Here is an 18,634-nt window from a genome sequence, read left to right as displayed (position 1 = left end):
ACCTGACACAAAAGGACGCCGCGTTCCGGGTGCTCGACACGCACGCCGGTCTTGGCCGCTATGACCTTGCGTCGGACGAGGCACTGCGCACCGGCGAATGGCGCGGCGGCATCGGGCGCCTTGCCCGCGCCGAGCTCGGTCCGGCGCTGGCGTCCTTCCTGGAGCCGCTGCTGGGCGTGATCAGGACGCTCAACGGCGGGCCGGATCCGCTCGTCTATCCCGGCTCGCCGGCGATCGCCACGGTGATCGGTCGGCGCCAGGACCGGTTCGTCTTCAATGAACTGCACCCGCTAGACGCCGACACCCTGGAGGCGGACTTCGGGCCGGACCGGCGCGTGAAGGTGACGCGACAGGACGGCTACACCAGCGTGAAAAGCATGCTACCGCCGTTGGAACGACGCGGGCTCACCATCATCGACCCGCCGTTCGAGGAGCCTGGCGAGTTCGACCGCCTGCTGGGCGCCTTGTCAGACGCCCACCGCCGCTTTGCAACCGGCACGCTGATCGCCTGGTACCCCCTGAAGCACATGGATGCCGTGGCGGCCTTTCATGGGCGGGTGGCGGAAAGCGGCATCCAGAAGGTCGCGCGCATCGACCAGTGGATCCGTCGTCCCGGCGGCCTTGGCCCTTTGGCCGGCGCGGGCGTTCTGATCGTCAATCCACCCTGGACACTTCTCGACGAGGCCCGCGAGGCGCTGCCGGAGCTGACGGACCGGCTGGCGGATGGCCTGGGCGCCGGCTTCAGGGCCGAATGGCTGGTGCCGGAATCCCACAGCGACTGACTTCCCGGCCGACGGTAACCAATCGGGAAGGTCGCATGCCGCAAGGATGCTTGACCGCAATCCGCCGGCTGCCCCATCGTGGCCGGCAGCTTATCCGGAGTGTCTCCATGCGTGCCGCGATTCTGGCCCTTGTCGTTCTCGCTCCCATGACGGCGCCTGGATCGGCGGCCGATTACGCCGCCGGCTCGCCGCCCGCGTCCAGCAACCTCCCGGTCTGCGACAACCCTTCGGTGCTGTCGTCGGTCATCGAGCGCCAGCACTGGGCGGAAGCCAACACCTGGCGCGACGGCAAGCGCATCGAGGCGCTCGCCGACATCCGGCAGGTCTACAACACCACGCGCTTCGCCAGCATGATCGAACATCGCCACTGCACCGGCAAGGCGGACCTCGGCGACGGCCGGTCGGGACGGGTCTACTGGGTGATCTCCGCGTCGTCGGGCTTCGCCGGGGTCGGCTACGGCGTCGAGGTGTGCATGCCGGGCCAGGACTACTGGTACGTCTGGGGCGCCGCGTGCCGCTCGCTGCGGTGAGCCTCCTTCGTCGCTCCGTCGGATACGCGGCGGCCGTAGCCGCCGCGGTGGCCTTCCTTGCGCTGCCCGCCGTGCCGCCGGCATTGGCGGACGACGTTGCCGGCGACTTCGACTACTTCGTCCTGTCGCTCTCCTGGTCGCCCAGCTGGTGCGAGGCGGAGGGCGAGGCGGATGATCCCCAGTGCGACGGCCGTCGCCCCTTCGCCTTCACGGTCCACGGCCTCTGGCCCCAGTACGAGGACGGGTGGCCGGAGTTCTGCCGCGCCGACCGTGGGCCGAGCCGCGCCGACATCGACAGCGTACTCGACATCATGCCGAGCGCCGGTCTTGCCCGCTACCAGTGGCGCAAACACGGCGCCTGCGCCGGTCTGGAGCCGACGGCCTACTTCGAGACGCTGCGCCGGGCGCGGGCGCGCGTGGCCATCCCGGATCCCTACAAGCGCCTCCGGCAGTGGACGACCGTCGATCCGAACCGGGTGGAAGCGGCCTTCCGGGCCGCAAACCCCGGCCTTGCCGCCGATGCGGTGGCGGTGACCTGCGACGGGCGGCGGCTGCGAGAGGTGAGGATCTGCCTCACCCGGGACGACCTGGCCTTCCGCCCCTGCCCGGACGTGGATCGCCGCGACTGCCGGCGATCGTCGGTCGCCATGCCGCCTGTCCGGTGACTGCAGGGCCCATCCGCCCCATATGCTCATCATGGAACACCGAACAGCCGACCAGCCGGCCGAGACCCCGGCGACGGCGCAACGGCCGGACCACCCTCCTGCGAGGGCAGCCGCCGACCGGGAGGATGCATGACCGCCACCACACTCGACCACGCCCCGACGCGGTTTTCAGGCCTCCGGGGCTTCACCGTCCGCGCGGCCGTCTGGTTCGCGACCGCCTTCCTGCTGACGGTGCCGCCGGCCGCCGCCCAGGCGAACAGCGCGCGGTTCGGCTCGGCGGAGGTCGCCTGCGCGGAGGATCTCACCTGCGTCGCCGCCGTCCGGTCGCTCGACAGCGACGGCACGGTGCGCAGCGTGCTGCAGATCCAACGGGCCCAGGGAAGCCGTTCGCGCTGGACCGTCGCGGTCTCCACGCTGGCGGACCTTGCCGATCGGGAACGGTCCGTCTCCATGGCGGTCGACGGCGGCGTGGCGCTGACGCTGAGGCCGCGTGCGGATTTCGCGCCCTTCGTCCAGCCGGGCACCTTCTACGTGGTTTCAACCTATGCGCTCGACCGGCTGATGCGCGACATCCAGGTCGGGTTCGAACTGCGCTTCTCCTACATCGACATCGCCGGCGAGCCGCACATGGACCGCTTCCGGCTCGACGGCATGCGGGACGCCCTGACGGAGATCGACCGTCGGCAGGCGCGCATCGTCGGGGACCGGCGCGCCGGGCCGCCGACCGACCTGCCGCCGGCGCCAGAGGTCGACCGTCAGGCGCTGGTGGCGCTCCAGGGCCTGCCGCCGCGGCTCGTGGAATGGCACATGGCCTCCGCCTGCGAGGCACCGGACGGGCCGTCGCTTGCCGAAACGGCGCCTGTGATCGGCCCGCTGTCGCCGACCGCCATGCTCTACGCCATCCCGTGCTACCGCAGCGAAGGCCGCATCGGCTATCGGCTCTACATGGTGGAGAGCGGTGAGATCGGCGGCATGCACCTCCTCACCTTCGCCACCTGGTCGTCGCGCTTCGGCTGGATGGGCACCGACACGCTGGAGACCGTCGCGTTCGACCCGCAGACCGCCACCCTGACGGCGGTCACCACGGGAGCTGCCGCCGATTGCGGCACTGCCGGGGAATGGCGCTGGGACGAGTACGCGTTCAAGCTCGTCGCCTTCCGGGCCAACGAACGCTGCGGCGGCGGGCTCGCGCCCGACGCCTGGACCCAGGTCTACCCAGGCCCCGGCAGCCAGTGACCGGTGGACATCCGGCGTCGCCGCGCTATCGTGTCGCCGACCCGCGGCCTATCCCCATCCCCTGCGGGACCGTGCCCCTTGGGCCGCCCGACCGAACCGTTTCGAGGAGCCCACGCCCGTGCCCGACTTCCATCTCCGGTCCTCGCCGACGTCCCCGTTCGGCCGCAAGGTCAAGCTCGCGGCCGCCACGCTCGGTCTTCTGGACCGCATCGAGGTCATCAAGACCGACACGCTCGATCCGGCCGACGACATCCGGCTGCAGAACCCGCTCGGCAAGATCCCGGCGCTCGTGACGCCGGACGGCACGGTCGTCTACGACAGCCGGGTGATCCTGGAGTACATGGACTATCTGGCCGGCGGCGGCCGCATCCTGCCGAAGGATCCGGCGGACCGGTTCCCGGCGCTCACCCTCCAGGCGCTTGCCGACGGCATCATGGACGCCGCCATCCTGCGCCGCTACGAGATCGCCATGCGCGAGCCGGCCGAGCGGAGCGCCCGGTGGGACGACCACCAGCGCGGCAAGGTGGAGCGCGGCCTGGCGGCCCTTGAGGCAAACCCGCCCGAGGTCGACGAGGTCGACGTCGGCACCATCGCGGTCGCCTGCGCCCTCGGTTACCTGGACTTCCGCTTCGACGGCTCGTGGCGCGAGGGCCACCCGCGTCTCGTCGCCTGGCTCGACCGGTTCACCGCCGACCTGCCCTACTGGACCGAGACGATCCCGTCCTGATCCGTCGCGAGGCTGCCCGATGGCCGGCACCGTCTATGTGGACGCCGACGCCTGCCCGGTGAAGCGGGAGGTGTACAGGGTGGCCGAACGGCACCGCTGGCCGGTGGTCCTTGTCGCCAACAGTTGGATGGCCATTCCGCGCGACCAGGACGTGCGGCTTCAGGTGGTGCCGGACGGGCCCGACGAGGCGGACAAGTGGATCGCCGCTACAGCGACGGCGGGCGACGTGGTGGTGACCGCCGACGTGCCGCTCGCCGACCGCTGCGTGAAGGCCGGCGCCGTGGTGCTCTCGCCGACCGGCAAGCCGTTCTCGCCCGACAGCATCGGCATGGCTCTCGCCGTCCGCGACCTGATGAGCGACCTCCGGTCCGCCGGCGAGATCACCGGCGGGCCGCCGCCCTTCTCGGACAAGGACCGCTCGCGCTTCCTGTCCGCCCTGCACGACGCCATCGTGCGGATCGGGCGGCGCTGAGGAGCGCCGGCGGGCGCAAAGGGCCGTCACCGGCTTCACGCCAATGGGCTGCGGCCGCGGCCGTGGCCACCGGGACCCGCCGCGAAGGCGGGTCCAATCCGAGGGGAGAAAGCATCATGGTCTGGGGAAGCGTTCCGCCCGTGCCCGCCGTTCGCCACACGCGCACCGGGGCGGCCGACGACATCGACTTTGAGATCCGCGGTTCGGAGATGCAGTTCGTCGAGATCGAGCTCGATCCCGGCGAAAGCGCCGTGGCCGAGGCCGGTTCGCTGATGTTCAAGGCGCCGACCGTCACCATGACGACGGTGTTCGGCGACGGCTCGGCCCAACAGAGCGGCTTCGTCGGCAAGCTGCTCGGCGCCGGCAAGCGCCTGATCACGGGCGAGAGCCTCTTCACCACCGTGTTCACCCACGAAGGCACCGGCAAGGCGCACGTGGCCTTCGCCGCGCCCTTTCCCGGCCACATCCTGGCGATCAAGCTCGACGCCGTCGGCGGCCGGCTGGTCTGCCAGAAGGACAGCTTTCTCGCCGCGGCCAAGGGCGTCTCGATCGGCATCGCCTTCCAGCGCCGGATCATGACCGGCCTCTTCGGCGGCGAGGGCTTCATCATGCAGACCCTCGACGGCGACGGCTGGGTGTTCGTCCATATGGGTGGCACGCTGGTGGAGAAGGAACTCGCGCCCGGCGAGGAGATCCACGTGGACACCGGCTGCGTCGCCGCCTACACGGCCGGCGTCGACTTCGACCTCGTCCGGGCTGGCTCCATCAAGTCCATGGTGTTCGGCGGCGAGGGCGTCTTCTTCGCCCGGCTGATCGGGCCCGGCAAGGTCTGGATGCAGTCCCTCCCCTTCTCGCGCTTCGCCGGACGCATGTGGGCGGCGGCGCCGCAGACCGGCGGCGGCGGACAGGGCGAGGGCTCCCTCCTCGGCGGCATCGGCCGCATCCTCGACGGCGACAACCGCTAAGGCTGGAGCCGCCCACGAAAAAGGCCCGGGTCTCTCCGGGCCTTTCCGTTGTCCGTCGATCGGGTCGGGGCGAGGCCCCGGTCCGGATCAGAACTTGTAGCCGACGCCGACCTTCACCAGGTGGCCGTCGAGGTCCGCATCAACCGACGAGCCGCCGGCGGTGTAGGATTCCTCGCTGGTGTCGACGTAGAGGTATTCGGCGCGCGCGGTGATGTTCTCCGTCAGCGCCGCTTCCACGCCGCCACCGACCACGTAGCCGATGTGGGTGTTGCTGTCGCTGCCGCCGTTGAACTCCGCTTCGCCCCAGCCGAGGGCGAGACCGCCGGTGCCGTAGACCATGAAGCTGTCGAAGGCGTAGCCGACGCGGCCGCGGAGCGTGCCGAACACGGCCGTCTCGGTCTCGACCGAGGTGCCGCCGACGGTGAAGTTCTCCGACGGGCCGGCGAAGATGTCGGCTTCGACACCCGCGATCCAGTTCGGCGTCAGGGCCATGTTGTAGCCGACGAACGCGCCACCGGTGAAACCTTCCACGTCGGCATCGCCGGCGTCACCGCCGTATTCGCCGAACGCGTAGCCGGCCGCGGCACCCACGTAGACGCCGGTCCAGTCGAACGCGGTGGACTGGGCCACCGGCTCGTAGGCCGGCGCGGCCGGGATCGGCTCGGGCAGGTCGGCGGCGAAGGCCGGGGCGGCCACGAGCGCGGCCGAGCTGACCAGAAGAGCTGCGATCACTCGGGTCATTGTCTTACTCCTATCCTGTACATGGACGGGGTCCGGGGAGGCGTTGGCGGACCCAGTCATCCCTCTCACGATCGCGCTGCAGCCAAGTCGACAACGGCGCCCCCGTGGAATGGGTGGAAGCTGAACCGTGAATGTGGCTGCGATCGTCACGTCCCATGGCAGGAATGCGGCATCGTGCGGTTCGTTTCATGGTTCGGAGCCTTATGGTGAAGGCGCGGTTAACCTTGCGCTGCGGTTGCGCAACACCGTTCATTTTTAATGAGCAGGACGGAACTGAACCGACCGGCCCATTGTTTCGTATGCCCCTCGACGGCAAGCGTGACCGCGTGCATGGCGGCACGCAGGCCGATTCGGAACGGCGGTTTTCGCTGGTCCAGCCGTCTGCCGGAGGGGTCTCATGTATCTTCACGAACGCGGCGTGGCGGTGGTGACGGGCGCGGCCCGGCGGATCGGTCGGGCGATCGCCCTCGACCTTTCGGCCGAAGGCTACGCGGTGGCGCTGCACTGCAACCGATCCCGCGAGGAGGCCGACGAGGTGGCGGACGAGATCCGGGCGCGCCAGGGCCGCGTCGCCGTGATCACGGCCGATCTCTCCGACATGGACGCCGTCGCGCGGATCATCCCGGAGGCGGAGCGGGCGCTCGGCCCGGTGGACGTCCTCGTCAACAACGCCTCGCTGTTCGAGCGCGACGAGGCGCAGACCGTGGAGCCGGTGCTCTTCGCCAAGCACATGAACGTGAACCTCGCCGCGCCGATCTTCCTGGCCCGCGACCTCGCAAACCGTCTGCCGGACGACCGCCAGGGGGTGATCATCAACCTGATCGACCAGCGCGTCTGGCGGCCCAATCCGCTCTTTTTCTCCTACACGCTGTCGAAGTCGGCGCTCTGGGATGCCACCCGCACGCTCGCCCAGGCGCTCGCCCCGCGGATCCGCGTCGCCGGCATCGGCCCCGGACCGACGCTCGCCAACCAGCGCCAGGCGCCGGAGGACTTCCTGCGCCAAACCGAGGCGGTGCTTCTGAAGCGCGGGCCGAGCCTCGACGAGGTGACCGCCGCGGTGCGCTTCATCCTGGAGAGCCGCTCCTTCACCGGGCAGATGATCGCTCTCGACGGCGGCCAGCATCTCGCCTGGGAGACGCCGGACGTGGTCGGGATCGTCGAGTAGGACCGAAGGCGGGAGCGGCGCGACGGCCGACCGGCCGCAACGCTGCTTGACGGCGGCGGCGCGCTGGCCCAAACAGCCGGCCAGATCCCGTTCTATCCGAAAGACGTCATCGCCATGGGCTTCAAGTGCGGCATCGTCGGGCTTCCGAACGTCGGCAAGTCCACGCTCTTCAACGCGCTCACCAAGACCGCGGCCGCCCAGGCGGCGAACTATCCGTTCTGCACCATCGAGCCGAACACCGGCGAGGTGGCGGTGCCCGATCCGCGGATGGCGAAGATCGCCGCCCAGGCGAAGTCGGCCCAGCTCGTGCCGACCCGGCTGACCTTCGTGGACATCGCCGGTCTCGTGCGCGGCGCCTCCAAGGGCGAGGGCCTCGGCAACCAGTTCCTCGCCAACATCCGCGAGGTGGACGCCATCGCCCACGTGCTCCGCTGCTTCGAGGACGGCGACATCACCCACGTGGAAGGCCGCGTCGACCCGGTGGCGGACGCCGACACCGTGGAGACCGAGCTGATGCTCGCCGATCTCGACAGCCTGGAGCGACGCGTGGTGCCGCTGCGCAAGCGCGCCCAGAACGACAAGGAAGCCCGCGAGCAGGTCGAGCTCATGGACCTTGCCCTGGAGGCGCTGCGCGAAGGCCGGCCGGCCCGCACCGTGGCGGTGCCGAAGGACGCGCAGGCCGCCTTCCAGATGCTGAACCTCCTCACCGCCAAGCCGGTGCTCTACGTCTGCAACGTCGAGGAGGCGTCGGCCGCCACCGGCAACCGCTTCTCCGAGGCGGTGTTCGCGAAGGCCAAGGCCGAGGGGGCCAAGGCGGTGGTCATTTCCGCCGCCATCGAGTCGGAGATCGCCCAGCTGTCGGATGCCGAGCAGGCCGAGTTCCTGGAGACCATCGGCCTGGAGGAGCCCGGCCTCGACCGGCTGATCCGCGCCGGCTACGACCTTCTCGGCCTGATCACCTATTTCACGGCAGGCCCCAAGGAGACCCGCGCCTGGACCATCACCAAGGGCACCAAGGCGCCGCAGGCGGCCGGCGTGATCCACACCGACTTCGAACGCGGCTTCATCCGTGCCCAGACCATCGCCTACGAGGACTTCGTGACCCTCGGCGAAGTGAAGGCCAAGGAGCAGGGCAAGGCCCGCGACGAAGGCAAGGAGTATGTGGTCCAGGACGGCGACGTGATGCTGTTCAAGTTCAACACGTGATCGGGTGTGCGCAGAGCGCTTGCCGCACGGAGCACGGCGGCCTACGTTACGCGTAACGGAGGCCACCATGAGTTCGGCAGCGGAACGCGCACGGCGATACAGATCGCGGCGGCGCCAGGAAGGTTGGCGCGAGGTCCGGCTCTGGCTGCCCGACACCACGTCTCCGGCGTTCCAGGCGGAGTGTCGGCGTCAGGCGCGCCTGCTTCGCGAGGATCCACTGGAGGCCCGGAACGCAGCGTGGGCCGAAGCCGCGGCATCGTCCTTGGATCTGGACGCGTGAGACGCGGGGACGTTGTAACGGTGGCGCTGCAGGGCGATTTCGGCAAACCACAGCCGGCGGTCATCGTGCAGTCGGACCTGTTCGAGGACATCCCTACCGTGACTCTCGTGGCGTTTACATCGCATCTCCAGGATGCCGAGTTGCTACGCCACACCGTGGCGCCCTCCGCGGAAAACGGGTTGAAGCTCGTCAGCCAGGCCATGGTCGACAAGCTGTCCACCTTGCCGCGTGAAAAGGTTGGCCCGGTCGTCGGTCGGCTCGATCCCGTCGACATGGAGGCGATCAACCAGCGTCTGGCCGTCTTCCTCGGCTTTGCCGACCCACCGTCCCTCCGCTCCGGAAAGTCCTGACCATGCCCGCCTCCCCCGCTCCCGCCGTCCGCATCGCCATGTGGTCGGGGCCGCGCAACGTCTCCACCGCCATGATGCGGGCGTTCGAGAATCGGCCGGATTGCGCCGTCTGGGACGAGCCCTACTATGCGGCCTACCTCGCGGCGACCGGGCTCGACCATCCGATGCGCGCGGCGATCCTCGCGGCCGACGAGACGGATCCGGAGCAAGTCGCCGCGCGGGTGACCGGGCCGGCACCGGATGGGCAGCCGGTGTTCTACCAGAAGCACATGACCCACCACATGCTGCCGGCCTTCGACAGAGGCTTCCTCTTTGCCGTCACCAACGCCTTCCTGATCCGTCGGCCGGAGAGCGTGCTGGCGTCCTATGTGCAGAAGCGCGAAGAAGTGACGCTGGACGACATCGGCTTCCGCCAGCAGGCGGAAATCTTCGATCAGGTCGCGGACCGGTTCGGCGCCGCGCCGCCGGTGGTGGAGGGCAACGACGTGCTCGCCGACCCGCGCGGCACGCTGACCCGCCTCTGCGAAGCGCTCGGCATCGGCTTTCGCGACGAGATGCTGGCCTGGCCGGCCGGACGTCGGGCCAGCGACGGCGTGTGGGCGCCGCACTGGTATCACGCGGTGGAGGCCTCCACCGGCTTCGGCCCGCCGCGACCGGACGTGGAGCGGAGCGCCCTGCCGGTCCACCTGGCGCGCATCGCCGAAGCGGCGACCCCGCACTACGAGCATCTCGCCGCGCACCGTCTCTGAAGCCGCCCCCGAAGACGGCGGCTCGCGTCTCGTCACCATCCAGAAGAGGTTGTCCCGATGCCGCTCCGTTCCCTGAAGCCCCTCGTTCTCGTCGGTGCCGGCAAGATGGGGGGTGCCATGCTGGCGGGGTGGCTGGATCATGGACTGGCCGGCCCCGACACGGTGATCGTCGACCCGGGCATCCAGGGCGACATGGCGGACCTCATCGCCCGCCACGGCGTGCGGCACGCATCGACGGCGGCCGACGTGGACGTGACCCCGGCCGTCCTGGTGCTCGCCGTCAAGCCGCAGTCGATGGCGACGGTGCTGCCGGCCGTGAAGCCGCTTGTCGGTCCGCGCACGATCGTGGTGTCGGTCGCCGCCGGCACCACGATCGCCACGCTTGCGGCCGGGCTCGGGGACGGGCCGATCGTGCGCGTGATGCCGAACACGCCGGCTCAGGTGGGCCAGGGCATGGCGGTGGCGGTCGGCAACGCGGCCGTCACCGCGGCGGACCGGACGGTGGTGACCGCCCTCACCGACGCGGTCGGGCGCACCGCCTGGATCGACGACGAGAGCCTGATGGACGCGGTGACCGCCGTTTCCGGATCGGGTCCTGCCTATGTGTTCCTGCTCGCCGAGTATCTGGCCAAGGCCGGCGAGGCGGCGGGTCTGCCGCCGGACGTGGCGGCGCTCGCCGCGCGCCAGACCGTGGCCGGCGCCGGGGCGCTTCTCGCCGCCTCCCCGCTCGACGCCGCGACCCTCCGCCAGAACGTGACGTCCCCCGGCGGAACGACCGCCGCCGCCCTTGCCGTACTGATGGCCGACGACGGCCTGCTGCCAATCCTCACCGACGCGGTCGCGGCGGCGGCCAGACGCGGCCGCGAACTCGGCTGATCCTGCTGGCACGCATCGGAGCCGCTGGCCTGCGGCCTCCGATCGGAAGTCGACGCCTTTTCGGCAGGCGGACCGCACCCTATGTTGATCGCAGACAAGGTGCCGCGCGCACCGACAAAGGACATGCCATGGCGACCAAGGCCGAAACCCAACGCAACCGGATCGTCGACGCCTTGATGGGACGGCTGGCCACCCAGCCCTTCTCGGAGATCGAGCTTGCGGACGTGTCTTCAGACGCGGGTGTGACGCTCGCCGACATGCGCCAGCATTTCGATGGTCGCTTCGCCATTCTGAAGGCCTTCGTGCAACGCATCGACACCACCGTCCTTGCGAGCGAGGATCCGGAGATGGGCGACGAACCGGCCCGCGAACGCCTGTTCGACGTGCTGATGCGCCGTCTCGACGCTCTGGCGCCCTACAAGGAGGCGATCCGCTCGCTCATCCGATCGGCCCGCGCGGAGCCCGGCACGGCCCTGGCGCTCAATGGTCTGGCGGTCCGGTCCATGGGCTTCATGCTGGCTTCGGCCCGGATCGGCACGGCGGGCGGGTTCGGCCGGCTGAAGGTGCAGGGCGTTGCGATCGCCTGGGCGCGCACGCTCGACACCTGGATCGACGACACCGATCCAGGGCTCGCCAAGACCATGATGACGCTCGACAAGGAACTCTCTCGCGGGGAGCGCTACCTGGACACCGCCGACCGGGTCTGGGCCGGCCTTCGCAGCCTGGACGATCGCCTGTCGGCCTTCCGGCGTCGCGACCGTCGCGAAAAGGGAACGACCCGTCCCGCCGGGTCGGACGCCGGAGACGTAGCGACGGCTGGCGAAGGCATCTGATCGAAGGCCGACAGACTGGCGCGTGCTCTGCTGTTCAGGAACCGACCTGACATGAAGGAACCGGGATCCGTGACGAGACACGGATCCCGGCCTCCGGAGGTCGAATGCCGAGCTTGCGCCCGTTCTCTCGGAGCCACCCATGAAACACGCGGGCACTCCGACGAGTCGTGAAATCAACGGCCTTGCAATGGGTTGGAGAATGCCAGCAGGATATTCCTGCTGCATCCACCAATTGGATGAACCGCTCTGCGTATTCTGCAAACCTCGCCTGCCGGATCGGCACGGCTCGCACGACCATCCATTTTTTCCGGGAGTATCGCATGGACAACGCCGGGCCGACTGCGCCTATCCAGTTCGACGATTTCATGAAGGTCGACATCCGGGTCGGGCGCATCCTCGAGGCCGAGGTCTTCAAGGAGGCGCGCAAGCCCGCCTACAAGCTGAAGATCGACTTCGGGCCCGAGATCGGCGTGAAGCGCTCGTCCGCCCAGATCACGGTCCACTACGCGCCGGAGGCCCTCGTCGGCCGGCAGGTGCTGGCGGTCGTGAACTTTCCGCCGCGCCAGATCGGCCCCATGATGTCGGAAGTGCTGACCCTCGGCGTCCCGGACGAGGCCGGCGCCGTGGTGCTGATCGGCCCGGGCCACGAGGTCCCGCTCGGCGGCCGGCTGTTCTGACGCGGGGACCGGAGGAGCGGGTCGCACCCGCGGCTACTCTCCCTCACCCCGGGATCCGCACCAGGGCCCGGAGGCCACCGGCCGGGCTCGTCTCCAGGCGCACCATGCCGCCGTGGCCGCGGGCGATATCCCGGGCGATCGCAAGTCCGAGGCCGGTGCCGGCGGTGTCCTGGTTGCGGGCGCTGTCGAGGCGGTAGAAGGGCCGGAACACCTGCTCCCGCTGGTCCTCCGGAATGCCCGGACCGTTGTCGTCGACCCGGATGGTCAGCCAACCGTCCCGGTGTTCCGCGTCGACCGAAACCGATCCACCATAGCGAACCGCATTGCCGACGAGATTGCCGACGAGGCGGCGGAAGGCGCCGGGCTTGACGGTGACGACCGGCGGGCCGGCAAAGGCCACCGGGATGGGCTCGGCGGCGGCCCGGGCGGCGACGTCGCGCAACGTCGCCTCCACGTCGGTCGGTTGGGCGGCCTCGTCGGCGTCGCCCTTGGCGAAGGCCATGTAGGCCTCCAGCATGGCCTCCATCTCGTCCACGTCCCGGCGCAGCGCCTCTGTGTCCTCGTCCTCCGGCAGGAAGGCGAGTTCCAGGCGGAAGCGGGTGAGAATGGTCCGAAGGTCGTGGCTGACGCCCGCCAGCATGGTGGTGCGCTGTTCCATCTGGCGCTCGATGCGGCGGCGCATTTCGATGAAGGCGTGGGCGGCCCGGCGCACCTCGCGGGCGCCTTGGGGCGAGAAATTGCCCACCGGCCGCCCCTTGCCGAAGGCGGTCGCGGCGTTGGCGAGCCGCTGGATGGGCTTGATCTGGTTGCGGATGAAGATGATCGACACGAGGATCAGCACGAGCGCCGTGCCGACCATCCAGACGATGAAGATGTGGGAGTTGGACGCGTAGGCGTCGCCCCGGTCGAGGATCACCTTCAGCACCCCTTGCGGGATGACGAGGCGGATCTCCACGAAGTCGGACTGGCCGACCGTGTCGATCCAATAGGGCACGTTCAGCTGCGCTTCGATCTGGCGCGACAGCGTCTGGTCGAGGAGGTTGAAGAGCAGTTGCTCGCGCGGTGGCGGCGGCAGCGATTCGGGCGCCAACAGTTCCATGTCGAGGTTCATGCGCCGGCCGGCGATCTCGAGCAGGCCGGCGATGTCCGTGCCGGGCGGTGCCCGGTCGATCAGGTCCACCATGGCGGCGATGTCGCGCACCACGGCGGCGGAGAGGCGGCCGGTGACGAGTTCCCAGTGCCGATCCATGAACACGTAGGCGACCACCGACTGCAGGATCACCATCGGCACCACGATGATGAGCAAAGACCGGCCGAGCAGCCCCTTCGGCATGGCTCGGTTGACCGCGCGGCCGAGCCACTGCCAGGCGGCGATCAGCGGCGTCGGGGTGATGCGCCGCAGGCCCTCGCGCACCCGCCGCATGCCGTCGTCGCTGGCGGTCAGCACCCGCCCGACGACACCCTGCTCGGCCGTCGCCTCGGCCGGATCTCCATCCGTCGCCGCTGGTGCGGTCTCGCCGAACGCCGGATCGCCGTCTGCCGGGTCGAGTGGGTCGTCGACGGGCGGCGGACGGGGATGATCGGCGCGGTCGCGCAGCGGCGGCATGGCGGGCTCCGATCAGTCGAACCGCAGCCGGTATCCGATCCCGCGCACCGTCTGCAGGTGGATGGGATTGGCCGGGTCGTCCTCGATCTTGCGCCGGAGGCGGTTGATCTGCACGTCGACGCTGCGCTCGCCGACCCCCGCCTCCGGTCCGGCCAGCGCCTCGCGCGAGACGGTGCCTTCCGGGGATGTGGCAAATAGGGTGAGGAGCTGGCGCTCCCGGTCGGTCAGCCGGACCACCTCGTCGCCGTCGCGCAATTCCTCCCGCTTCACGTCGAACACGAAGCGGCCGAAGCCGATGCGTTCCACGGCTCCCGGCCGCGCGTCGGCGCCGGCCCGCCGCCGCAGCAGATTGTTGAGGCGAAGCAGCAGTTCGCGGGGCTCGAACGGCTTGGTCAGATAGTCGTCCGCCCCGGTTTCCAGGCCCCGTACCCGGTCGCTCGCCTCGGCCCGGGCTGTGAGGAGCAGGATGGGCACATCGGAGGTGCGCTTCAGCGATCCGGCAAGCGACAGGCCGTCCTCGCCCGGCATCATCACGTCGAGCACCAGGAGGTCGAAGTCGATGGCGGACAGCTTCTGCCGCGCCTCGCTGGCGTCGGCGGCGCCCGTTACGCGGAAGCCGTTCGTGCCGAGATACTTGGCGAGCAGCTGGCGGATCCGGCTGTCGTCGTCGACCACCAGCACGTGGGCCGCGTCATCGGACGGGATCGCCTTGGCGGGCGCCGGGGCCATGGGTCAGCTCTCCTCTGCGGGGTCGAGGGCGACCAGACCGGCCCGGGGCGCCGGGTCGATCATCCGGCTGAGGAAGCCGCGCACGTGGTCGCGCCCCTCCGCCGGCAAGTCGGCGAGCGCCGCCTCCAGACGCGCATGCTGGCGCCCGGCGAGATCGAGGGCAAGCCGGCGACCCTTCTCGGTGGGGGCGAGCAGGCGCTCGCGGCGGTCCACCGCGCCGGGCGTCTGCTCCACATAGCCGTCGTCGATCAGCTGCTTCAGCACCCGGCCGAGGCTCTGCTTGGTGATGCGCAGCGTCTCCAGAAGGTCGGTGACCCGAAGACCGGGCTGGCGGTTGACGAAATGCAGCACCCGGTGGTGCGCCCGCCCGAAGCCGATGGCCGCCAGGGTCTGGTCCGGCTCCGCCACGAAATCCCGGTAGGCGAAGAACATCAGCTCGATCAGCTCGAAGTCGAGATCCGGAAGCGGCGCCGCGGAGTCCGCCGGGCCGACCCGGGCGGCCGCGGGGGCGACCACCGGCCGCGGCACGAAATTTACGTCAGCCATATTGACTTATCTGGGTTCGATTGTTACTGATCTGGCCGTTCGGACGACAGGATATATCGCACCGCACCAACGGGCGATGCCATCGTATACGAATCTTACAGTCTCGCCTCGCCGGACGCAAAGCTAGGTCACCAGCGCTGTCCTTTACAGGGCCGCCGACCGCGCCGACCATCCGCCCGGGGCCTTCCGCCCGCCGCCCTTCTCGACGGGCGCTACCCCTTTGGAGACCATCATGGCCAGCGTTCCCTTCGACAGCCGCGACGGCGTCATCTGGTTCGACGGTGAATTCGTCGACTGGAAGGACGCCAAGGTGCACGTGCTCACTCACGGCCTGCACTATGCGAGCGCCGTATTCGAGGGCGAGCGCGCCTACGGCGGCACCATCTTCAAGTCGCGCCAGCATTCCGAGCGCCTCCTGGAGTCCGGCCGCATCCTCGGCTTCACCATCCCCTGGACGGTGGAGCAGATCGAGGCCGCCAAGGCCGAGACCCTCCGGCGCATGGGCTTCAAGGACGCCTACGTGCGCCCGATCGCCTGGCGCGGCTCGGAGATGATGGGTGTTTCGGCCCAGCACAACACCATCCACCTCGCCATCGCGGTGTGGGAATGGCCGAGCTACTTCAAGCCGGAAGAGCGGCTGAAGGGCATCCGCCTCGACATGGCCGAGTACCGCCGGCCGGACCCGAAGACGGCGCCCTCGCGCTCCAAGGCCGCCGGCCTCTACATGATCTGCACCATCTCCAAGCATGCCGCCGAGGCCAAGGGCTATGCGGACGCCATGATGCTGGACTACCGCGGCTACGTGGCCGAGGCGACCGGCGCCAACATGTTCTTCGTCAAGGACGGCGCCCTCCACACGCCGACGCCCGACTGCTTCCTCAACGGCATCACCCGGCAGACCGTGATCGAACTCGCCAAGCGCCACGGCATCGCGGTGATCGAGCGCCACATCATGCCGGAGGAGCTCTCCACCTTCACCGAATGCTTCATCTGCGGCACCGCCGCCGAGGTCACCCCGGTCTCCGAAATCGGCCCCCACCGCTTCACGCCGGCGACCATCAGCGAGACGCTGATGAACGCGTACATGGCCGAGGTGCAGCCGAAAGAAGCGGCGGCCGCGGCGGAGTGATCAGGAGCGGAGCCGGACGCCCACGGGCGGCCGACTCCATCCGTCCGGCCTCGTTCCCGCCATGACACCCTGGACCCCGCCTCAGAGCCTGCGAGTCAAAGTGCTCGGCCTCGCCCGCCGCGGCAACCGCTATCTCGTCGCCGACGTGCTGCGCAACGACGGTACACCGAAGGGCGTCCGGCCGCTCGGCGGCAGCGTGGAGTTCGGCGAGACGCGTGAGACGGCCCTCCTCCGCGAATTCACTGAGGAACTGGGAGCGATCACCACCCTCCAGGGTGGCTGGGCCGTGATCGAGAACATCTTCGACCACGAGGGCGCGATCGGTCACGAGATCGTTTTCGTGGCCTGCGTTGACCTCGTCGGCCTGCCACCGCCAGGGCCGGACGGGGCGATTCCCTTTCTGGAAGGCGACGTACCGGGCCGGGCCCGATGGATGAGCCTCGCCGAAGTGGCCGGCGCCGGCCTCGAGTTCTATCCGACCGGCCTAGCCGCGCTTGTCGAAAGCGGCAAGTTCCCGACTATCGACGAGGCGTGACCGTGCCGAGAGGGATGACACAGTCTGTGGCCTCTTCGCCGTCCCCCTAAGCGACGGCGTCATCCCGGCGAAAGCCGGGATCCAACCGTCAGGCGGATCATCCGCGCCCACATCCCCGTTCTCGCGTCGGCTGAATCCCGGCTTGCGCCGGGACGACGTGGAGCGTGGTGGGGCGGGGCCAGTGGGGGCGCAGGCGCAAACACCGGCCCTATCGCCAGCGGTCCGCCTTCGCGTCGTCGGTGTCCTTGGCGGCGACCCAGGCGCCTTCGGTGCCGTCCAGGCGGTGTTCCTTCTTCCAGAAGGGAGCGCGGGTCTTCAGGAAGTCCATGAGAAACTCGGCGGCCTCGAAAGCGGCGGTGCGGTGGGGCGAGGCGGCCGCGACGAGGACGATGCGGTCGCCGGGCGGGATGCGGCCGTGGCGGTGGATGGCGGTGACGGCGGTCAGCATCGGCCAGCGGGCGAGCGCCGCCTCGGCCACGCGGCGGATCTCCATCTCGGCCATGCCGGGGTAGTGTTCCAGCTCCAGCGCGGCCAGCGTGCCGCCCTCGTCGCGGCAGAGGCCGACGAAGCTCGCCACCGCGCCGACGTCGGTCCGGCCGGCATGGAGGCGGGCGATCTCGGCGCCGACGTCGAAATCGGCGGCCTGGACGCGCACGTCGAGTTGGGCGGGCACCGGCGCCGGCTCGTCGACCGCCATGACGGCTAGCCCCCCGTCATGGGCGGGAAGAGCGCGACCTCGCGGGCGGGCCCGAGCGGGGCGTCCTGCGGCACGTGCTCCTGGTCGACCGCCACACGGATCTGCGCCGCCGCCTCGAAGGCGTGGGCGTAGGCGTCGCCGCGGCCGGCGAGCCAGCGGATGAGGTCGCCGGCGGTCACCACATGGTCCGGGACATCCACCGTCTCTTCCGAAAGCCCGATGCGCTCGCGCACCCAGGCGAAATAGACGAGCTTCACCGGTCGTCCTCCATCAGGTAGCCGACCCCCGCCCGGAAATAATCATAGCCGGTGTAGAGCGTCACCAGCGCGGCCGTCCAGAGCAGGATGAGGCCCGTGTCGTTGATGCCCGGCACCAGCTTGTCGCCGGCGGGACCGGCCAGAAGGAAGCCGATCGCGACGAGCTGGATGGTCGTCTTCCACTTGGCGAGCCGCGTCACCGGCACGCTGACCTTCAGCTCCGCCAGGAATTCGCGCAGGCCCGACACGAAGATCTCCCGCATCAGGATGATGACGGCGGCCCACAGCGACCAGCCGCCGATGGTGCCGTCGCCGGTCAGCACCAGCAGCGACACGGAGACGAGCAGCTTGTCGGCGATCGGGTCGAGCATGCGGCCGAGCGCCGACTGCTGCTTCCAGGCGCGCGCCAGATAGCCGTCGAAATAATCGGTGATGGAGGCCCCGAGAAAGACCCCGACCGCCAGCCAGCGCCCGGCATCCCCCTCCACATAGAAGGAGGCAGCCACCAGCGGCACCGCCAGGATGCGCAGGTAGGTCAGGATGTTGGGGAGCGAGAGAGCGGTTTGCATCACGCTGTTGTGGGCGACGGACATCGACGTTCCATGGCATGCCGAAGGGTTGCAGGGCAAGACCGACCCCTGTCGGGGGAGGCATGGCCGACACTGACCCGATCCGGCAGCATCGACCAGAACCGAGACGGTGTGATGACCGAGGGGGGCGATGCGGCGGTCGGCCGCGGAGGGATTCGGCAGTCGGCAGTCGGCAGTCGGCAGTCGGCAGTCGGCAGTCGGCAGTCAGAGGGTGGCGGGTGAAGTGGGTGGGGAGCAAGGGCGTGGGGGTGATGATCGTCGGGCGTGGGTAGTTCCCCCTCACCCCAACTC

Annotated in this window: 24 protein-coding genes; 17 read left to right on the top strand and 7 right to left on the bottom strand. The window is 69.7% G+C overall.

The window, feature by feature from the left end; genetic code table 11:
* Nucleotides 1-29 precede the first annotated feature (29 nt).
* The 7 genes from BUQ68_RS07680 (at nucleotide 30) to BUQ68_RS07650 (ending at nucleotide 5,377) form a co-directional block, all read left to right on the top strand.
* A complete protein-coding gene (locus BUQ68_RS07680; RefSeq protein WP_245293192.1) occupies nucleotides 30-782 on the top strand; it encodes a 23S rRNA (adenine(2030)-N(6))-methyltransferase RlmJ in 753 nt (250 codons plus the stop codon).
* 107 nt (nucleotides 783-889) lie between these two features.
* Nucleotides 890-1,312, top strand: a complete 423-nt coding sequence (locus BUQ68_RS24200; RefSeq protein ID WP_075215348.1) for a hypothetical protein — start codon at nucleotides 890-892, stop codon at nucleotides 1,310-1,312.
* Complete coding sequence (locus tag BUQ68_RS24195) at nucleotides 1,294-1,977, top strand: ribonuclease T2 family protein (protein WP_245293191.1); 684 nt, start codon at nucleotides 1,294-1,296, stop codon at nucleotides 1,975-1,977. The genes BUQ68_RS24200 and BUQ68_RS24195 overlap by 19 nt, the downstream gene beginning before the upstream one ends.
* 129 nt (nucleotides 1,978-2,106) lie before the next feature.
* Nucleotides 2,107-3,213 (top strand): DUF1176 domain-containing protein, encoded by a 1,107-nt coding sequence (locus tag BUQ68_RS07665; RefSeq protein WP_075215347.1) that lies wholly within the window; start codon nucleotides 2,107-2,109, stop codon nucleotides 3,211-3,213.
* Between the two features lie 118 nt (nucleotides 3,214-3,331).
* Nucleotides 3,332-3,940, top strand: coding sequence for a glutathione S-transferase family protein (locus tag BUQ68_RS07660; RefSeq protein ID WP_075215346.1), 609 nt, complete (start codon nucleotides 3,332-3,334; stop codon nucleotides 3,938-3,940).
* 19 nt (nucleotides 3,941-3,959) lie between these two features.
* On the top strand, nucleotides 3,960-4,412 hold the full coding sequence (locus BUQ68_RS07655; protein ID WP_075215345.1) for a YaiI/YqxD family protein: 453 nt from the start codon (nucleotides 3,960-3,962) through the stop codon (nucleotides 4,410-4,412).
* Nucleotides 4,413-4,528: 116 nt separating this feature from the next.
* Nucleotides 4,529-5,377, top strand: coding sequence for an AIM24 family protein (locus BUQ68_RS07650; protein ID WP_075215344.1), 849 nt, complete (start codon nucleotides 4,529-4,531; stop codon nucleotides 5,375-5,377).
* Between the two features lie 87 nt (nucleotides 5,378-5,464).
* Here the strand turns inward: BUQ68_RS07650 and BUQ68_RS07645 are convergent, their stop codons facing one another.
* Entirely contained in the window at nucleotides 5,465-6,118 is a 654-nt protein-coding gene (locus BUQ68_RS07645; RefSeq protein WP_075215343.1) for an outer membrane protein, read from the bottom strand.
* A 397-nt stretch (nucleotides 6,119-6,515) separates the two neighbouring features.
* Between BUQ68_RS07645 and BUQ68_RS07640 the strand changes: the two genes are divergently transcribed.
* The 8 genes from BUQ68_RS07640 (at nucleotide 6,516) to BUQ68_RS07605 (ending at nucleotide 12,254) form a co-directional block, all read left to right on the top strand.
* Nucleotides 6,516-7,283, top strand: coding sequence for an SDR family oxidoreductase (locus BUQ68_RS07640; RefSeq protein ID WP_075215342.1), 768 nt, complete (start codon nucleotides 6,516-6,518; stop codon nucleotides 7,281-7,283).
* A 114-nt stretch (nucleotides 7,284-7,397) separates the two neighbouring features.
* Entirely contained in the window at nucleotides 7,398-8,489 is a 1,092-nt protein-coding gene (ychF, locus tag BUQ68_RS07635; RefSeq protein WP_075215341.1) for a redox-regulated ATPase YchF, read from the top strand.
* Nucleotides 8,490-8,556: 67 nt separating this feature from the next.
* Complete coding sequence (locus BUQ68_RS07630; RefSeq protein WP_075215340.1) at nucleotides 8,557-8,769, top strand: antitoxin MazE-like protein; 213 nt, start codon at nucleotides 8,557-8,559, stop codon at nucleotides 8,767-8,769.
* Entirely contained in the window at nucleotides 8,727-9,119 is a 393-nt protein-coding gene (locus tag BUQ68_RS07625) for a type II toxin-antitoxin system PemK/MazF family toxin (RefSeq protein WP_342586991.1), read from the top strand. Before BUQ68_RS07630 ends, BUQ68_RS07625 begins: the two co-directional genes overlap by 43 nt.
* A 2-nt stretch (nucleotides 9,120-9,121) precedes the next feature.
* Nucleotides 9,122-9,868, top strand: a complete 747-nt coding sequence (locus BUQ68_RS07620) for a sulfotransferase-like domain-containing protein (protein ID WP_210215598.1) — start codon at nucleotides 9,122-9,124, stop codon at nucleotides 9,866-9,868.
* A gap of 57 nt (nucleotides 9,869-9,925) precedes the next feature.
* Nucleotides 9,926-10,744: a pyrroline-5-carboxylate reductase gene (proC, locus tag BUQ68_RS07615; protein WP_075215338.1), complete on the top strand. Its 819-nt coding sequence runs from the start codon at nucleotides 9,926-9,928 to the stop codon at nucleotides 10,742-10,744.
* 128 nt (nucleotides 10,745-10,872) lie between these two features.
* The gene (locus tag BUQ68_RS07610; protein WP_083656380.1) at nucleotides 10,873-11,577 is read left to right on the top strand and encodes a hypothetical protein; all 705 of its coding nucleotides are present in this window, start codon (nucleotides 10,873-10,875) and stop codon (nucleotides 11,575-11,577) included.
* A 320-nt stretch (nucleotides 11,578-11,897) separates the two neighbouring features.
* Complete coding sequence (locus tag BUQ68_RS07605) at nucleotides 11,898-12,254, top strand: tRNA-binding protein (RefSeq protein WP_075215496.1); 357 nt, start codon at nucleotides 11,898-11,900, stop codon at nucleotides 12,252-12,254.
* A 43-nt stretch (nucleotides 12,255-12,297) separates the two neighbouring features.
* Here the strand turns inward: BUQ68_RS07605 and BUQ68_RS07600 are convergent, their stop codons facing one another.
* From BUQ68_RS07600 to BUQ68_RS07590, 3 genes are all read right to left on the bottom strand, one after another.
* Complete coding sequence (locus tag BUQ68_RS07600; RefSeq protein WP_075215495.1) at nucleotides 12,298-13,698, bottom strand: ATP-binding protein; 1,401 nt, start codon at nucleotides 13,696-13,698, stop codon at nucleotides 12,298-12,300.
* 174 nt (nucleotides 13,699-13,872) lie between these two features.
* Entirely contained in the window at nucleotides 13,873-14,589 is a 717-nt protein-coding gene (locus BUQ68_RS07595) for a response regulator (protein WP_075215337.1), read from the bottom strand.
* Nucleotides 14,590-14,592: 3 nt separating this feature from the next.
* Entirely contained in the window at nucleotides 14,593-15,135 is a 543-nt protein-coding gene (locus BUQ68_RS07590) for a MarR family winged helix-turn-helix transcriptional regulator (RefSeq protein ID WP_075215336.1), read from the bottom strand.
* Between the two features lie 232 nt (nucleotides 15,136-15,367).
* On the opposite strand from BUQ68_RS07590, the gene BUQ68_RS07585 reads away from it, so the two are divergent.
* Both BUQ68_RS07585 and BUQ68_RS07580 read left to right on the top strand, forming a co-directional pair.
* Nucleotides 15,368-16,264 (top strand): branched-chain amino acid aminotransferase, encoded by an 897-nt coding sequence (locus BUQ68_RS07585; protein ID WP_075215494.1) that lies wholly within the window; start codon nucleotides 15,368-15,370, stop codon nucleotides 16,262-16,264.
* Between the two features lie 61 nt (nucleotides 16,265-16,325).
* Complete coding sequence (locus tag BUQ68_RS07580) at nucleotides 16,326-16,799, top strand: NUDIX hydrolase (RefSeq protein WP_075215335.1); 474 nt, start codon at nucleotides 16,326-16,328, stop codon at nucleotides 16,797-16,799.
* A gap of 208 nt (nucleotides 16,800-17,007) precedes the next feature.
* On the opposite strand, the gene BUQ68_RS07575 is transcribed toward BUQ68_RS07580, so the two are convergent.
* Genes BUQ68_RS07575 through pgsA form a run of 3 tightly spaced genes read right to left on the bottom strand, consistent with a single transcriptional unit; the run spans nucleotide 17,008 to nucleotide 18,322 of the window.
* On the bottom strand, nucleotides 17,008-17,496 hold the full coding sequence (locus BUQ68_RS07575; RefSeq protein WP_075215334.1) for a molybdenum cofactor biosynthesis protein MoaE: 489 nt from the start codon (nucleotides 17,494-17,496) through the stop codon (nucleotides 17,008-17,010).
* 5 nt (nucleotides 17,497-17,501) lie between these two features.
* A complete protein-coding gene (gene moaD / locus BUQ68_RS07570; protein ID WP_075215333.1) occupies nucleotides 17,502-17,753 on the bottom strand; it encodes a molybdopterin converting factor subunit 1 in 252 nt (83 codons plus the stop codon).
* Nucleotides 17,750-18,322: a CDP-diacylglycerol--glycerol-3-phosphate 3-phosphatidyltransferase gene (pgsA, locus tag BUQ68_RS07565; RefSeq protein ID WP_075215493.1), complete on the bottom strand. Its 573-nt coding sequence runs from the start codon at nucleotides 18,320-18,322 to the stop codon at nucleotides 17,750-17,752. Before pgsA ends, moaD begins: the two co-directional genes overlap by 4 nt.
* Between the last annotated feature and the right edge of the window lie 312 nt (nucleotides 18,323-18,634).

This window comes from Mongoliimonas terrestris (assembly GCF_001927285.1).
Classification (GTDB): Bacteria; Pseudomonadota; Alphaproteobacteria; order Rhizobiales; family Pleomorphomonadaceae; genus Chthonobacter; species Chthonobacter terrestris.
This window is presented reverse-complemented; position numbering and strand designations above follow the sequence as displayed.

Coding starts and splice junctions, on each gene's coding strand:
- BUQ68_RS07610 (WP_083656380.1), top strand. CDS start 10,873: ATGGCGACCAAGGCCGAAACCCAACGCAACCGGATCGTCGACGCCTTG.
- BUQ68_RS07590 (WP_075215336.1), bottom strand. CDS start 15,135: ATGGCTGACGTAAATTTCGTGCCGCGGCCGGTGGTCGCCCCCGCGGCC.
- BUQ68_RS07580 (WP_075215335.1), top strand. CDS start 16,326: ATGACACCCTGGACCCCGCCTCAGAGCCTGCGAGTCAAAGTGCTCGGC.
- BUQ68_RS07605 (WP_075215496.1), top strand. CDS start 11,898: ATGGACAACGCCGGGCCGACTGCGCCTATCCAGTTCGACGATTTCATG.
- BUQ68_RS07595 (WP_075215337.1), bottom strand. CDS start 14,589: ATGGCCCCGGCGCCCGCCAAGGCGATCCCGTCCGATGACGCGGCCCAC.
- BUQ68_RS07575 (WP_075215334.1), bottom strand. CDS start 17,496: ATGGCGGTCGACGAGCCGGCGCCGGTGCCCGCCCAACTCGACGTGCGC.
- pgsA (WP_075215493.1), bottom strand. CDS start 18,322: ATGCAAACCGCTCTCTCGCTCCCCAACATCCTGACCTACCTGCGCATC.
- BUQ68_RS07665 (WP_075215347.1), top strand. CDS start 2,107: ATGACCGCCACCACACTCGACCACGCCCCGACGCGGTTTTCAGGCCTC.
- BUQ68_RS07645 (WP_075215343.1), bottom strand. CDS start 6,118: ATGACCCGAGTGATCGCAGCTCTTCTGGTCAGCTCGGCCGCGCTCGTG.
- BUQ68_RS07620 (WP_210215598.1), top strand. CDS start 9,122: ATGCCCGCCTCCCCCGCTCCCGCCGTCCGCATCGCCATGTGGTCGGGG.
- BUQ68_RS07655 (WP_075215345.1), top strand. CDS start 3,960: ATGGCCGGCACCGTCTATGTGGACGCCGACGCCTGCCCGGTGAAGCGG.
- ychF (WP_075215341.1), top strand. CDS start 7,398: ATGGGCTTCAAGTGCGGCATCGTCGGGCTTCCGAACGTCGGCAAGTCC.
- BUQ68_RS07650 (WP_075215344.1), top strand. CDS start 4,529: ATGGTCTGGGGAAGCGTTCCGCCCGTGCCCGCCGTTCGCCACACGCGC.
- BUQ68_RS07630 (WP_075215340.1), top strand. CDS start 8,557: ATGAGTTCGGCAGCGGAACGCGCACGGCGATACAGATCGCGGCGGCGC.
- BUQ68_RS07640 (WP_075215342.1), top strand. CDS start 6,516: ATGTATCTTCACGAACGCGGCGTGGCGGTGGTGACGGGCGCGGCCCGG.
- proC (WP_075215338.1), top strand. CDS start 9,926: ATGCCGCTCCGTTCCCTGAAGCCCCTCGTTCTCGTCGGTGCCGGCAAG.
- BUQ68_RS24200 (WP_075215348.1), top strand. CDS start 890: ATGCGTGCCGCGATTCTGGCCCTTGTCGTTCTCGCTCCCATGACGGCG.
- BUQ68_RS07585 (WP_075215494.1), top strand. CDS start 15,368: ATGGCCAGCGTTCCCTTCGACAGCCGCGACGGCGTCATCTGGTTCGAC.